This is a genomic window from Synechococcus sp. PCC 7336, from assembly GCF_000332275.1.
Taxonomy (GTDB): Bacteria; Cyanobacteriota; Cyanobacteriia; order Thermostichales; family PCC-7336; genus PCC-7336.
Map to the genome: position 1 here is coordinate 412,110 of NZ_CM001776.1, position 14,035 is coordinate 426,144.

General features: G+C 55.8%; 13 protein-coding genes and 1 pseudogene. 9 read left to right on the plus strand and 5 right to left on the minus strand.

The features are described from left to right. Nucleotides 1-2 precede the first annotated feature (2 nt). Nucleotides 3-188 (minus strand): DNA polymerase beta superfamily protein, encoded by a 186-nt coding sequence (locus tag SYN7336_RS31940; RefSeq protein ID WP_156820321.1) that lies wholly within the window; start codon nt 186-188, stop codon nt 3-5. 355 nt (nt 189-543) lie between these two features. On the opposite strand from SYN7336_RS31940, the gene SYN7336_RS02035 reads away from it, so the two are divergent. The 3 genes and pseudogenes from SYN7336_RS02035 to SYN7336_RS32875 form a co-directional block, all read left to right on the plus strand. After that, nucleotides 544-804, plus strand: coding sequence for an AbrB/MazE/SpoVT family DNA-binding domain-containing protein (locus tag SYN7336_RS02035; protein ID WP_017324250.1), 261 nt, complete (start codon nt 544-546; stop codon nt 802-804). Continuing rightward, nucleotides 801-1,232: a PIN domain-containing protein gene (locus SYN7336_RS02040; protein ID WP_017324251.1), complete on the plus strand. Its 432-nt coding sequence runs from the start codon at nt 801-803 to the stop codon at nt 1,230-1,232. Before SYN7336_RS02035 ends, SYN7336_RS02040 begins: the two co-directional genes overlap by 4 nt. Nucleotides 1,233-1,414: 182 nt before the next feature. Further along, nucleotides 1,415-1,600, plus strand: a pseudogene (locus SYN7336_RS32875) (ISKra4 family transposase); the annotation flags it as partial. Nucleotides 1,601-1,637: 37 nt separating this feature from the next. Here the strand turns inward: SYN7336_RS32875 and SYN7336_RS02050 are convergent. Further along, on the minus strand, nt 1,638-2,159 hold the full coding sequence (locus tag SYN7336_RS02050; protein WP_017324253.1) for a dihydrofolate reductase: 522 nt from the start codon (nt 2,157-2,159) through the stop codon (nt 1,638-1,640). Between the two features lie 114 nt (nt 2,160-2,273). On the opposite strand from SYN7336_RS02050, the gene SYN7336_RS02055 reads away from it, so the two are divergent. Then, nucleotides 2,274-2,918, plus strand: coding sequence for a YqiA/YcfP family alpha/beta fold hydrolase (locus SYN7336_RS02055; RefSeq protein ID WP_017324254.1), 645 nt, complete (start codon nt 2,274-2,276; stop codon nt 2,916-2,918). Nucleotides 2,919-2,937: 19 nt separating this feature from the next. Here the strand turns inward: SYN7336_RS02055 and SYN7336_RS02060 are convergent, their stop codons facing one another. Continuing rightward, nucleotides 2,938-3,648: a Uma2 family endonuclease gene (locus SYN7336_RS02060; RefSeq protein WP_017324255.1), complete on the minus strand. Its 711-nt coding sequence runs from the start codon at nt 3,646-3,648 to the stop codon at nt 2,938-2,940. A gap of 106 nt (nt 3,649-3,754) precedes the next feature. Continuing rightward, nucleotides 3,755-4,603, minus strand: coding sequence for a Uma2 family endonuclease (locus SYN7336_RS02065; RefSeq protein ID WP_017324256.1), 849 nt, complete (start codon nt 4,601-4,603; stop codon nt 3,755-3,757). A gap of 207 nt (nt 4,604-4,810) precedes the next feature. Between SYN7336_RS02065 and SYN7336_RS02070 the strand changes: the two genes are divergently transcribed. Next, on the plus strand, nt 4,811-6,289 hold the full coding sequence (locus tag SYN7336_RS02070) for a TIR domain-containing protein (RefSeq protein WP_017324257.1): 1,479 nt from the start codon (nt 4,811-4,813) through the stop codon (nt 6,287-6,289). A gap of 6 nt (nt 6,290-6,295) precedes the next feature. After that, the gene (locus tag SYN7336_RS02075; protein ID WP_017324258.1) at nt 6,296-9,907 is read left to right on the plus strand and encodes a WD40 repeat domain-containing protein; all 3,612 of its coding nucleotides are present in this window, start codon (nt 6,296-6,298) and stop codon (nt 9,905-9,907) included. A 74-nt stretch (nt 9,908-9,981) separates the two neighbouring features. On the opposite strand, the gene SYN7336_RS02080 is transcribed toward SYN7336_RS02075, so the two are convergent. After that, entirely contained in the window at nt 9,982-10,620 is a 639-nt protein-coding gene (locus SYN7336_RS02080) for a histidine phosphatase family protein (RefSeq protein ID WP_017324259.1), read from the minus strand. 289 nt (nt 10,621-10,909) lie between these two features. On the opposite strand from SYN7336_RS02080, the gene pstC reads away from it, so the two are divergent. The 3 genes from pstC to pstB are packed head-to-tail and all read left to right on the plus strand — an operon-like array spanning nt 10,910 to nt 13,929. After that, nucleotides 10,910-12,124, plus strand: coding sequence for a phosphate ABC transporter permease subunit PstC (gene pstC, locus SYN7336_RS24020; protein WP_017324260.1), 1,215 nt, complete (start codon nt 10,910-10,912; stop codon nt 12,122-12,124). 2 nt (nt 12,125-12,126) lie between these two features. Next, nucleotides 12,127-13,050: a phosphate ABC transporter permease PstA gene (gene pstA / locus SYN7336_RS02090; protein ID WP_017324261.1), complete on the plus strand. Its 924-nt coding sequence runs from the start codon at nt 12,127-12,129 to the stop codon at nt 13,048-13,050. 54 nt (nt 13,051-13,104) lie between these two features. Next, nucleotides 13,105-13,929 (plus strand): phosphate ABC transporter ATP-binding protein PstB, encoded by an 825-nt coding sequence (gene pstB / locus SYN7336_RS02095; RefSeq protein WP_369791875.1) that lies wholly within the window; start codon nt 13,105-13,107, stop codon nt 13,927-13,929. The last annotated feature ends 106 nt before the right edge of the window (nt 13,930-14,035 follow it).

The window sequence follows — 14,035 nt, forward strand, 5'->3', positions numbered from 1 at the left end:
TGTTACCCTGCCTCTAGGAAAGTGTAATGGATTGCCGTTACCCCCGATCGCATGAGATGAATTCCCGTCAGCAAAACCCGATAGACATACAATAACGGCTTTACCTGCTTGGGTTCTCCCTTTTCAAACAGGTTCTGAGCTAGGACGTAACTGTTGTAGGTCTGGCCAACCAGCTGCGACAGAAAAATTTCGGCATAGTTCGGGAACTGGTGTTTTTAGGTAACACTTCGAGCAGGGTGCAAATCTCACAACAACCGGTTTGGTGAGGGTTTGAGGCTTTGATGATTGGCCGAAAGTGTTACCCTCATCTGAACCATACCAGATGTTCTTCCTGGCTTTATCCTCGGTCTGCAACGTATCTGGCAGTAAGATCCCTACTGTCCTTGATATCTTCAGGATGCTGCAGTGCAGGTCGGCGTCACCTCACTCCTCACTGCAGCGGACGCGGTGACTTGCGTGCAGGACCTCATTCCAGACTGGGGAAGTTTACACTATTTTCCTTACTAGATACACTAGAGTAAGAAATAAGAAGGAAAGTAAGGAATGAAACTTGTTAGCGCAACCCTCACCAGTAAGGGGCAAACAACGATTCCTAAACAAATTCGAGACTTGCTGCATTTGCAGCCCGGCGATCGCATTGATTTTGTGGTGGATGGCGACAGAGTTTATCTCAAGCCTGCGAATGTAGACGTGCGGCAATTGTCTGGGATTCTGCATCGGTCAGGACGAAAACCAGTGTCGTTGGATGAAATGGATGAGGAGATCGCGGCTGGGGCTTGTCAGTCGGCTGGGGTAGAGCCTTGAAGGGACTGGATACGAATGTATTGCTCCGGTTTTTGATGCGGGATGACGAGGAGCAGTGGCAGATAGCCGATCGCTTCGTGAGGGCAGCGATTCAAGCAGGGAAGCACTGCTTTATCAACAATATTGTGTTGTGCGAGGCAGTATGGGTGATGTCTCGGGCTTATGGATTGAGTCGCGAGGAGATTGTAGAAGCCCTGGAGAACATTCTCAGTGGCAGTCAGTTTGAATTTGAAGATAGAGGGACGCTTCTGCTAGCGCTGCAGCAGATGAAAGCAGGGCGAGCGGATTTTGCAGATTATTTAATTGGTGCAGTGAACGAGCAGGCGGGGTGCGATGAGACAGCTACATTCGATCGCAAACTGAAGGGTGCCGAGAAATTTCGCGGGCTTTACTACTCTTCTGATTCTTGGAAGGATCGCCCAAAATGAGACTCGCCAGATTGTGGAGCTAGACGAAGCCCTCAAAATTTCCGGGTTCGATCCCCAAAGCCTGACAGCAGACTCTGCTGAGGAGACCCCTGAAACAGAATCCTCTCCTTGGATGCCAAGATCGTTGTGGCATTCACCTCAACGGCCTGGTTACCGAGAAGCTGAAAGCAACCTAGAGAAATTCGAGTCAAGTGGCAGAATCTCATATAGACACCCTCATCAATGCTCGTCACAGGAGGAAGCAGAAAATGCAGTGGACTCGAGAGGGCGCTCATAATGTTTTGCAGATTATGGCGTTGATGGCAAGTAATAGATGGGAGGAAGAATGGCTAGATTTAGCATTAAACGTATTAGAGAAATCAGCTTAGCAAATTCAGTATTTCACAGTAATCTGTTACGCTTCCTTCATTCCATCCGTCGATAGGTTTCAAATCGATAGCCGGCGTGTTTTTCTATGGCAGTCAGCTCAAACTCCTTACCGATGAGATGCTCGTAAGGGGGAAAGAACGTATCTCCCGTACGATCGCCCTCAAGGAAAGTGAGTTCCAACCGATCGCAGTAGGGTAGGGCTTGGCGGTATAAGCTGCCGCCGCCGATGATAAAAGCCTTGTCTTCGTTCGCTACCGTCTGAAGCGCCGCTTCGAACGAGGTAACAAAGGTGAGTTTGAAAGGGAACTTGCGACAGTGAGGAGCAACGGTGTCCGATCGCAAAGACGAGGACACGACGATATTGTGGCGATCGCTCAAGGGACACTTTTCCAGGTCGAACTCCCACGTTTTGCGACCCACGATCGCGGCGTGATGAAGAGTGAGCTGTCGAAAGCGGCGCAGATCTTCGGGCAATCTCCAGGGGACTTTGCCCTGTTTGCCAATGACGCGGTTAGATGCAGATAGTGCGGCGATCGCAATGATTTCGGGCTTCGGCATCGATCGCAGATCGAGAAGTGTGCTTTTATCCTGTCACGCCAATGGCCTCGATCGAGAGCCAGATGCACTCTATATGATGAATGATGAGTGCGTGCTGTCAGTTGCGATCGCCCCATGCCCCCAACTTTTTTCTATTTGCACGGCTTTGCTTCGGGACCCAGTTCGTCCAAAGGGGTCTTTCTCAAACAGCAACTCGCACAGTCTGACAACATCGACCTTCAAATTCCCGATTTCAACGAGGGGGGCTTTACCCACCTGACGGTGAGTCGGCAGATCGAACAGGTGTGCGATCGCCTGCCCAACTCTCCTACAATCCTGATTGGTTCCAGCTTGGGGGGACTGACGGCGGCTTGGGTGGCCGAACAAATGCCGCAGGTGGAACGAGTCATCCTGCTGGCTCCGGCGTTTGAGTTTGCCCGTCGCTGGCAGATGGCTTTGGGGAGAGAGGCGATCGCCGCATGGCAAGCGCATGGCAAGCGCTCGTTTTTCCACTACGGACAGCAGGCGGAACTGCCCTTGCACTACCGGTTTGTGGAGGATGCCTTGGGGTACAACGAGGCCCAGTTAAAGCGTCAAGTGCCGACGGCGATCGTTCACGGTCGTCAGGATGACGTGGTGCCGGTGCGGGTGAGTCGCCAGTTTGCAGGCGATCGCGATTGGGTGGAGCTGCTGGAGTTAGATAGCGATCATGCGTTAGGTGATGAGGCAAGTAAAGCTGCGATTTGGAAGACTGTGCAACGCTTTTGCGGATTGGCCTAACACCTGAAGTAACTGGGCTTTATACCGTGTCGGGATCGACGCCGAGTTCGCGCAACTTGTCAGCCAGGACTCTCGCCCGCTCGGCTTCGCGCTCGGTTCTCTCACGCTCTCGAGCGATCGAAATTGCCACTTCTAGAGGGGTTGGCACTAACTGTCCGTCTGAATGGAAGAAGCGTAACTTACGATCGTGAATGCCCAAGTACAACCCCAGTTGCTCGCTCCACAGATGGCCGCGCTCGTTGGGGGGAATGGGGCAATAGGTCCCAGCCACCAGATGGAACCCGGCAAACTCGTCGGTGTCGGGATCGAACCAGAAGTAGTCTGGGGTGCGGAAAACATCTTGATAAATCTGCTTTTTCTCGCCGCGATCGCTAGCAGCAGTCTCCTCGGATAGGATTTCAACGATCGCGTGTGGATAGAGCCCCTCTTCTTGCCACACCACCCAACTTTTGCGAGGTTTGCGCTCGGTGTCGAGCACCACAAAGAAATCGGGACCGCGAAAGTCTTGGGTTTTGAGCTGGCGGGTGCTGAAATAGATGCTCAGGTTTCCAGCGGCAAAAAAGTCGTCGCGATCGCGCCACAACCATTCCAGGCTGGTCAGCAGCGCAATCATCTGCTGCAGGTGAAAGTAGGATTCAAATTGGGGTTCGATACTTTCTAAGTCACCGGGCGGCACAACGACATCGATGGATGCCGTAGGGTTGAGAGGATTGTCGCTAGGGGGGGTCATGGGAGGCGATCGCTGCAGTTGCCCTCAGTCTAGCCGAGTGGGCCGAGACCTCTGCCATGCTGGGAGAGCAGAGGTGGAGAAGTGCGTGAAAGAGCGAGTACTTTCCTCATACCGAGTCGGGATCGATACCGAGTTCACTCAACCTTTCAGACAGGATTCGTGTCCGCTCGGCCTCCCGCTCAGCCCGCTCGGCCTCCCGCTCAGCCCGCTCGGCCTCCCGCTCAGCCCGCTCGGCCTCTCGTTCGGCTCTCTGAGTGGCTCGCTCGGCTCGCTCGGCCTCTAGCTGGGCTCTCTGAATAGCCCGTTCGGCTCGCTCGGCCTCCCGCTCGACATCTCGAAACGCTGAAATCGCCGATTCTGGTGGGGTTTCCACTAGTTGGCCGTCAGCGTGGAAGAAACGCAACTGACGATCGTGAATGCCCAAGTACAGCCCCAGTTGCTCGCTCCATAGATGACCGCGCTCGTTGGGGGGAATGGGGCGGTAGCTTCCATCCATTAAATGGAATCCGCTAAAGTCTGCGGCACTCGGATCGACCCAAAAGTAATCTGGAGTGCGGAAAACATCTTGATAAATTTGCTTTTTCTGGCCGCGATCGCTAGCTGCAGTCGAATCCGACAGCACTTCGACAATCACATTGGGATAGCGACCTTCTTCTTGCCACACCACCCAACTTTTGCGGGGTTTGCGCTCGGTGTCGAGCACCACAAAGAAATCGGGGCCGCGAAAGTCTTGGGATTTGATTTGGCGGGGACTGAAGTAGATAGTCAGATTTCCAGCAGCGAAAAAGTCGTCGCGATCGCGCCACAGCCATTCCAGACTGGTTAGCAGCACAATCATCTGCTGCAGGTGTAAGTAGGTTTCCAATTGAGGTTCGACGCTTTCTAAGTCACCGGGCGGCGCGACGACATCGACGGATACCGTGGGTTTGAGAGGATTGTCGCTAGTAGTGGTCATGGGAGGCGATCGCCGCAATTGCCTTCAGTCTAGCCGAGCGGGCCGGGGCTTCTCCCAGCAGGCGCGATCCTGCGAGCATTCGAGCTAGGGTTGATTGCGAGGTCAAGTATTGTAAGCTTGCCAGACAGGCTAGCAGTAGTCGATTTACGCTAAATCATAGGCTTCTGCAGCAACATTCCAACATTCAGTCTCTGGACCGATATTGGCATGACGTTCGAGCGAGATGTCTTCATTAGCTACGCCCACATCGACAACCAGCCTTTGCTCGAAGGGCAGGAGGGTTGGGTTAGCCGCTTTCACCACACACTGGAGAGGCGGCTGGCTCAGTTGTTAGGTAAGGAGCCGAAGATTTGGCGCGATCTGAAGCTGCAGGGGAACGACTACTTTGGCGACACGATTGTGGAGCAATTTCCGAAGGTTGCTCTGCTGCTCTTGGTGCTTTCGCCGCGCTATGCAAAGTCAGAATGGTGCCTGAAGGAATTGCAGCATTTTTGTCAGGCAGCCGAGCAATCGCTTGGGGTGCGTGCGGCGGGCAATAAATCTCGCATTTTTAAAGCGATCAAAACGCCGCTCCCTTTAGAAGACCATCCCAAAGAACTGCAAGGATTGCTGGGATACGAGTTTTTCGAGTTCGATGCTGCGCACCGACCGGTGGAGTACAGCCGCGAATTTGGCCCAGAAATGGAGCTGAAGTATGTGGCGAGGATCAACGATTTAGCTTATGACATCGTGCAGCTTTTAGCGCAGTTGGAGGCTGAAGCTGAATCGTCCCACGAACTTGCGGTTTCGCCCTCTGGGAAGATTGTGTATCTGGCGGAGACGAGTCCGGCACTGACTGAAGCTAGGGATAAGATTCGGCGGGAGTTGCAGCTATCGGGTCACTCGGTTCTGCCCGATCGCCCTTTACCCTATTCCAGCGAATTTAGCGAAGTGATTCAAAAGGCACTGGCTCGGTGCGACATGTCCGTTCACTTGCTGGCGGCTGGAGAGACCTCTGCAGGGGCAGATCGGTCATTTGCTGCACAGTTACCCCAGATCGAAGCAGCTCGAATGCGAGAGCAATTGCAGCTAGCAGCAGCCTGCGGTCGAGACAAGCCGGGGTTTGCTCAGATTCTTTGGCTACCCAGCGATCGCGAGCGAGACTATTGGGCACAGGCGATCGCGGATTTGCCGGGAAAACCCGATGTGTTGCAGACTGGCCTGGAGGAGCTGAAAACGCTGATCCAAGCGCGGATCGAGCGTCCAGTTCCCACAGCAACTATGGGGAATGGGACGGGGGGACGACCTCAGGTGTACTTGGACTTCGACCGGCGAGACTTCGATGCGCCAGAGTTGGAACAGCTTTACGAGTATTTAGAACAGCAGTTTCGGGTGGAGACACCGGACTACGAAGCAGGGGAAGGCGTAGAGAGTTCTGAGGAGAAGTTGCGGCGATCGGATGGGGTACTGATTTATTACGGGCGGGCCAGTGGGCTGTGGTTCAAGCGGCGGTTGAATGCGTTGCGCAAGAGTCTGGCCTCCGTCCGGTCGGAGTTGCCTCGGGCGGTGTATGTGGGGAACCCGATGACGCCGAGCAAGCAGGAACTGCAGGTGCCGGGGCTGGCGGTGATTCGCGAGTTGGAGACGTTTTCGCCAGAGTTGCTGCAGCCGTTTGCCCTGCAGTTGAATCGATCGCAGGGAGGGTAGATCTCGATGCAGGCAACAGAGCGGAAGAATCCTTTTCCCGGATTGCGGCCCTTCCAGTTGGGCGAAGAGTATTTGTTCTTTGGACGCGAAGGGCAGGCGGACGAGTTGCTGGCGCGGCTGCAGCAGCATCGCTTTGTGGCCGTGGTGGGGCCGTCGGGGGGTGGCAAGTCTTCGTTGGTGCGGGCGGGGTTGCTGCCAGCGGTATACAGCGGCTTTTTGCAGGGGGCGGGGTCGGATTGGCGGGTGGCGATCGTGCGGCCTGGGGGGGCCCCAATTCGGAATTTGGCAGTGGGGTTGAACCAACCGGAGGTGTTGGGCGGCGAGGGGGAGGATGCCCACCTGCAGGCGTTGTTTGTGGAGACGACGTTGAGACGCGGGAGGTTGGGGTTGGTGGAGGTGGCGCGGCAGGCGCGGATGGAGCGGCACGAGAATTTGCTGGTGGTGGCGGATCAGTTTGAGGAGTTGTTTCGGTTCGGGCAGAGTGGGACTTGTCGGGGGACAGACGATGAAGCGGCGGCGTTTGTGAAGTTGTTGTTGGGGGCGGTGCGGCAGCGGGAAGTGCCCATTTATGTGGTGCTGACGATGCGATCGGATTTTTTAGGGGATTGCGCTCGATTTGCGGGATTGCCGGAGGCGATTAACGAGAGTCAGTATTTGATTCCTCGCATGACGCGGGACCAGCGGCGAGCGGCGATTGAGGGGCCGATTGGGGTGGCGGGAGGCAAGATTGCGCCGAGGTTGGTGCAGCGGCTGCTGAATGATGTGGGAGATAACCCAGATCAACTGCCGATTTTGCAGCACGCGCTGATGCGCACCTGGGACGATTGGCAGGTCCAGCACGAGCCGGACGAACCGGTCGACCTGCGCCATTACGAGGCAGTAGGGACGATGGCTGCAGCGCTGTCGAACCATGCTGACGATCGATACGAGCAATTGACGGTACGGCAGCAACAGATTGCCAAGCGGTTGTTTCAGCGGTTGACGGAGCGGGGACCGGACGGGCGCGAGATTCGGCGACCGACGCCGTTGCTGGAGGTGGCAAAGGTGGCGGGGGTCAGTGGGGATGAGGTGCGAGAGGTGGTGAATCGGTTTCGAGGGGGAAACAACTCATTTCTGATGCCACCTGCACCGGAGCCGCTGACGGACGAGACAGTGTTGGATATTTCCCACGAGAGTTTGATGCGAGTTTGGACGCGGCTGAAGGATTGGGTGGAACAGGAGGCGGAGTCAGCGCGGGATTATTTGCGTCTGGCGGAAACAGCGGCTCGCTATCGGGCGGGGAAGGCAGGGCTGTTACGAGACCCGGAGTTGGCGTTTGCGTTGCATTGGCGGCGGGACGAGCGGCCCAATGTGGCTTGGGCAAATCGCTATGTTGAGGGGTTTGAGGAGGCCATTTCTTTTTTGGAGGAGAGTGTAGAGGCGAGAGAGCGGGCGGTTGCGGAGCGGGAGCAGCAGGCGGCGGAGCGAGAGAGGATTCGAATTCAACAACGCCGGTTCAGGCTAGTTTTGAGAGTTGCCATCGCAATGGCAGTGTTGACTGGGGGAGCGATTTGGGCAGCTATTTTTGCGTTTCAGCAGCAACGAATAGCCCATCGAGAACTCAATCGGGCACTCAACACTCAAATGAATGCTCATGCTTTGACTACACAGAACTTTCTGCTTGCAAGCCAAACACTTGAAGCGAAAATCGAAGCCATTGCTGCCGGAAAAGATTTGGCAGATTTGAGGGGCAAGTTATTACCGCATATTGAAATGCGGGTTATTGCCGCGCTGAATGAAGCAGTTTACAGGCCGAGAGAGCGCAACCGCCTTGTGGGCCACACAGGTCCTGTCAGGAGCGTTGCCTTCAGCCCGGACGGAGAGACGATCGCCTCCGCCAGCGAAGACAATACCGTCAAGCTGTGGAGTCTGGAGGGGGAGGAACTGATAACCCTGCAAGGCCACACAGGCCCTATCAGGAGCGTTGCCTTCAGCCCGGACGGAGAGACGATCGCCTCCGCCAGCGAAGACAATACCGTCAAGCTGTGGAGCCTGGAGGGGGAGGAACTGGCTACCCTTCTGGGCCACGCAGGCAATGTCAATAGCGTCACCTTTAGCCCGGACGGAGAGACGATCGCCTCCGCCAGTGACGATCGCACCGTCAAGCTATGGAGCCTAGAGGGCAATGCACTACTGGCCACACTGGCAGGCCATGACAGCCCCGTCACGAGTGTCGCCTTCAGCCCAGACGGAGAGGCGATCGCCTCCGCCAGTGACGATCGCACCGCCAAGCTATGGAGCCTGGAGGGCAATGCACTGGCCACACTGGCAGGCCATGACAGCCCCGTTACGAGTGTCGCCTTCAGCCCGGACGGACAGGCCATTGCTGCCGCTAGCAGTGACGATACCGTCAAGCTATGGAGTCGAGAGGGGGAGGAACTGGCCACCCTGCGAGGTCACGATGGCGATGTCTGGAGCGTCAGCTTCAGCCCGGACAGACAGACGATTGCCACCGCCAGTGGCGACAACACCGTTAAGCTGTGGAGCCGCGAAGGGCAGCCACTCGGCACCCTAGAGGGGCATCGCGGACCGGTCTATAGCGTCAGTTTCAGTCCGAGCGGACAGACGATCGCTTCTGCCAGTGATGACAATACCGTTAAGCTGTGGGGCCGCGAGAGCGAACAACTGGACACTCTGGCGGGACATCGCGGGCCTGTCTTGAGTGTCGCCTTCAGCCCAGACGGAGAGGCGATCGCCTCTGCCAGTTATGACGGAACTGCGAAGTTGTGGAGCCGCGAGGGGGAGGAATTGGCCACCTTGCAAGGCCATGAAGGGGATGTCTTTAGCGTCACCTTCAGCCCCAACGGACGAACCGTCGCCTCCGGCAGCGCTGACGGAACCGTGAAGTTATGGAGTCGCGAGGGGGCAGAGCTAAAAACCCTGCAGGGCCATGCAGGCGATGTCTTGAGTGTTAGCTTTAGCCCGGACGGAGAGGCGATCGCCTCCGGCAGTGGGGACCATACCGTCAAGCTGTGGAGCCGCGAGGGGGAGGAATTGGCTACCTTGCAAGGTCATGAAGGTGCTGTCGCGAGCGTTAGCTTCAGCCCGAACGGACAGATCGTCGCCTCCGGCAGTGCTGACGGAACCGTCAAGCTGTGGAGTCGCGAGGGGGAAGAACTCGAAACCCTACAAGGCCACACAGGCTCTGTTACGAGCGTCAGTTTTAGCCCAGACGGACAGACGATTGCCTCTACCAGTGGTGACACGGTCAAGTTGTGGAGCCTGGAGGGGGAAGAACTGACCGCCTTGCAAGGCCATAACAAAGTTGTCGAGAGCGTCAGTTTTAGTCCGGACGGACAGACGATTGCCTCTGGCAGCGCTGACGGAACTGTGAAGTTGTGGAGTCTAGAGGGGGAGGAACTAACGACTCTGCAAGGCCATGAAGGCTCTATCTTTAGCGTCAGTTTCAGCCCGGACGGAGAGACGATTGCCTCCGCCAGTTACGATCGGACAGTGATTTTGTGGAATTTTAAACTCGACGATCTCATTGCGAGAGGTTGCCACCAAATCGCCGATTACCTCCAGTACAATCCCAACGTCAGCGAGGACGAAAAACTATTGTGCGAAGGGGTTGAGTAAAGCGATCGCCCCCTTACACTGTGTCGGGATCGAGGTCGAGTTGGCGGAACTTTGCAGGTAGGACTGGCGATCGCTCAATAAAACCGCAAGTGCTCGGCCGCAGCACTCAAGTGAGAAATATCCCCATTCAACTCCAGCTTCCAGCACCGCTTTTGCCCCACCAGTTTTACCAAACCGCAGAGATGGCATTGAATCTCGGGCCGCCCCCCCACCAATCCCCAAGCAGCCCCCAACATCGAAGCCCCGTGGCCGATCAGTAAAATATCCTCCCCAAACTCAGTCGCCAGCACCTGCGCTGTCTGGCCTGCCCGCGCTAAAGCTTCCTCCCCCGTCTCGGGAAACATCGCCCGCACCCGCGCTCGATATGTAGGGTCCACCCTCGGATAAAACTGCCGTAGCGTCTCCATCCTCAGCAGCTCCGGTCGCTGCGCAAACCAATCGGGATTGAGAAACTCGCTCAGTCCTTCCTCCAAGGCTATGGGTAAATCTAGAGCCTCAGCCACGTGATGGGCCGTTTCAATCGTGCGTAAAAATGGCGAGGCAAAAATATAATCGATGCCCTCTCCCACTAAACGCTGGCCCAATTCCTTCGCTTGCACCACCCCATCGGCAGATAGCGCCGGATCGTGGGGTCGCAAAGCTGTTTTGTGCCAATCGGGATCGGCAAAATCTTGGCGATTGCCGTGGCGAGCAATCCAAATCGTTTGTGGCATCTCGAGCCCGCAATGCAAATTACCGCGATCCTAACCCCCACCCCAAGTACCAACAAGGCCAGCCGTGCCCGTCACGTTCCGCCCCAGTGGGTAAAGGAAACGCCATAATCGACTTCACAATATCCCTTAACCTGTCGTTAACCGATGAAGATGCATTGCCGCGATAGGGTGTAAGCGATTCGTTTCCCCCAGTCTGGTGTAATCACTGTTATGCTCCGCCCGCCGGCCGATTTTTGCGACCCAAGCGCGAGTGAAGCAGTTCTATTTTTATGTTCGCCCCTTCTAGCCTATGCAAGCTCCTTCCGGTAGTCAGACTGGCTTATCCATCAAGCAAGTGCTCCGTCGCAATGCTGCACGAGATAGGCGCGGCAAACTCATCGCGATCGCGATGTTTTTGTGTGCTGCCTTTTGCGTGGTTATCACCGTCGGCATTGTCTTTATCCTGATGGAAACCGCCGTCGAGTTCTTTAACGACGAGCTGTTTGAGACCATCGGCTACTTGCAAAAAACCACTCGGCAACTGGCCCAAGACGCAGGCGTCAGCGGTGCCGACCTCTCCGAAATCCTGCGCAAGGCGGTCGATACCCGCGATCGCACCATCGAACGCATCGCCGATGCCATTCCCAACCTGTCACAAGAGGAATTTCGAGCGACGCTAGAGCAAAACATCTCCTCCGCCAGCGGTGCCGAACGATTCTGGACCCGCATTTCCACTTCGTTTTCTCGCTTCTTTCTAGACAATCGCTGGACCCCTTTATTTGCCAGCAAGCGCTTTGGCATCTGGCCTCTGATTAACGGTACGGTCTTGGTAACGGTGGTCGCCATGCTGGTGGCCACCCCCTTAGGATTGGCGACGGCCATTTACCTCGGGCTGTATGCCCCCAAGCGACTGGCGACGCTTCTGCGACCGCTGGTGGAGCTACTGGCAGGAGTTCCCACTGTCGTGTACGGCTACTTCGCCCTGGTTTATATCACGCCAATCTTGCGAGCAATTTTCCCCGACACTGCCATTTTTAATGCTGCCAGTGCCGGCATCATGATGGGGTTGATGATTTTGCCTACCGTCGGCTCCATCAGCCTAGATGCGATCGTCTCCGTACCCAGAGCCTTGCACGACGGTGCCTATGCCCTCGGGTCCACCAAGATGGAGGTGGCCACTACAGTGGTGATTCCGGCAGCTATTTCCGGCATCGCTGCTTCGATTATTTTGGGCATCTCGCGGGCGGTGGGAGAAACCATGATTGTGACCGTAGCAGCCGGTCAGCAACCCATTCTCTACAGCGGCGACACCGCGCTTGAAAACCTGGCTATTGTAACGAACCCCTTACAATCTATTGCCACCATGACGGCCTATATTGCTCAAGTCAGCTTGGGCGATGCCCCCCAAGACAGCATCGAATACCGCACCCTGTTTGCAGTCGGTCTCGTGTTGTTCTCCATTACTTTGGCCATGAACTTGATTAGCCGCACTATTGCCAGCCGAATTCGCGAGGAGTACGACTGATCGTGACCAATCCGTTAGAGGCCATGGGCGGGGCAACCGCTGCCGAAGAGCAAAATCTATTCGCTCCCAACCTACAGCGCCGCCATTTAGTCGGCCAACTGTTCGCGCTCATCTGTGCGATCGGCACCCTTGCGGGGCTAGTTGTGCTGTTAATCTTGCTGAGCTTGACCTTCGTCCGAGCAATTCCCTTTCTCAGTTTCAGCTTTCTCACCTCCTACCCTTCGCAGGTGAATCCCGAAACCGCTGGGGTTCGATCGCCGCTGCTCGGCAGTATTTACATCCTGCTCTACACCATTCTGTTTTCGGTCCCGATTGGGGTTGGGGCTGCCATCTACCTGGAAGAATACGCCCCCAAAAATCGATTGACGCAACTGCTGGAACTCAATATCGCCAACTTAGCAGGGGTTCCGTCAGTGGTTTACGGTATTTTGGGGCTCGGTCTGTTCGTCAGACTGCTGGGCTTGGGACGGGCGATCTTTGCGGGGGCTCTGACAATGGCCCTAGTGATTCTGCCGGTGATTATTGTGGCTGCTCGAGAGGCCATCCGGGCGGTACCCCGTTCGCTGCGAGAGGCTTCCTACGGATTGGGGGCCACCAAATGGCAAACCGTTTGGACCCACGTGTTGCCAAATGCCATACCCGGCATTTTGACCGGGGTGATTATTGCGGTTTCGCGGGCGATCGGAGACTCTGCATCGCTCTTAGTCCTCGGCGCCCTGACCTTCATCACCTTCGATCCCAATATCCTAGAGTGGTTTGGCCTCACTTCGCAGTTTACGGTGTTGCCCTTGCAAATCTTCTTCTGGACGGGCTTGCCCCAGGATGTGTTCAAGGAGTTAGCCGCTGCGGGCATTATCGTCTTGATGATTTTGCTGCTGTCCCTCAACGCCCTGGCGATCGTTATCCGCAGCAAATACAGTCAGTAGGCTGAACGTTACTGTCATTCAATTCCCCACCTCCCTTCCTTCCCGGAGACTCATCTGATGCAATCTGCTTCACAAGCACCGACCGAAGTTAAAGACACAGCCGTATTAGAAGCCCAAAAAGTTGACGTTTACTATGGCGACTACCTGGCCGTGACAGATGTCAATATGTCGGTGCCCAAAAACCAGGTCACGGCTCTAATCGGTCCTTCGGGATGCGGCAAAAGTACGATGTTGCGCTGTTTTAACCGTATGAACGACTTGGTTCCCAGCGCCCGCGTCGAGGGTAAGGTGATTTATCACGGTCAAAACCTGTACGAAGAAGAGATCGATCCGGTGGAGGTGCGCCGCCGCATTGGCATGGTCTTCCAAAAGCCCAACCCCTTTCCAAAATCTGTGTTTGAGAATATTGCCTTCGGTCCTCGCGTGAATGGGTTTAAGGGGGACAAAACCGATCTGGCAGAGTTGGTGGAGCAATCGCTGCGTCAGTCAGCTTTGTGGGATGAGGTGAAAGATAAGCTGCAAGATAGCGGTCTAGCTCTGTCCGGCGGACAGCAGCAGCGCTTGTGCATTGCCCGCACGCTGGCGGTAAAGCCCGATGTGGTGCTAATGGACGAACCCTGTTCGTCCCTCGACCCCATTTCCACCCGTCGGATTGAGGAGTTAATCGAAGAACTGAAGCATAACTATACGATCGCCATCGTCACCCACAACATGCAGCAGGCCGCCCGCGTGTCGGACATGACGGCTTTCTTCAATGCCGAAGTCGATGATGAAGGCGAACGGGTCGGTCGCCTCATAGAGTTCGACCGCACAGAAGCAATCTTCAATCATCCCGTTCGAGCAGAAACTCGCGAATATGTGAGCGGCCACTTCGGCTAAGTCCAGTCGAGCGGAATAGAGACTTACCCCAGACGATCTACCTTCTCTGCTTGGGGCAAAGCTTGTTTGCCAACAGGTTAGTGCTGGGGCTGGGTAAATAATGTTA

Bases quoted from the DNA above. Each gene is read 5' to 3' on its own strand.
- SYN7336_RS02065 (WP_017324256.1), bottom strand. From the start codon at position 4,603: ATGACCACTACTAGCGACAATCCTCTCAAACCCACGGTATCCGTCGAT.
- SYN7336_RS02080 (WP_017324259.1), bottom strand. From the start codon at position 10,620: ATGCCACAAACGATTTGGATTGCTCGCCACGGCAATCGCCAAGATTTT.
- SYN7336_RS02075 (WP_017324258.1), top strand. From the start codon at position 6,296: ATGCAGGCAACAGAGCGGAAGAATCCTTTTCCCGGATTGCGGCCCTTC.
- SYN7336_RS02070 (WP_017324257.1), top strand. From the start codon at position 4,811: ATGACGTTCGAGCGAGATGTCTTCATTAGCTACGCCCACATCGACAAC.
- SYN7336_RS02055 (WP_017324254.1), top strand. From the start codon at position 2,274: ATGCCCCCAACTTTTTTCTATTTGCACGGCTTTGCTTCGGGACCCAGT.
- SYN7336_RS02035 (WP_017324250.1), top strand. From the start codon at position 544: ATGAAACTTGTTAGCGCAACCCTCACCAGTAAGGGGCAAACAACGATT.
- pstC (WP_017324260.1), top strand. From the start codon at position 10,910: ATGCAAGCTCCTTCCGGTAGTCAGACTGGCTTATCCATCAAGCAAGTG.
- SYN7336_RS02060 (WP_017324255.1), bottom strand. From the start codon at position 3,648: ATGACCCCCCCTAGCGACAATCCTCTCAACCCTACGGCATCCATCGAT.
- SYN7336_RS02050 (WP_017324253.1), bottom strand. From the start codon at position 2,159: ATGCCGAAGCCCGAAATCATTGCGATCGCCGCACTATCTGCATCTAAC.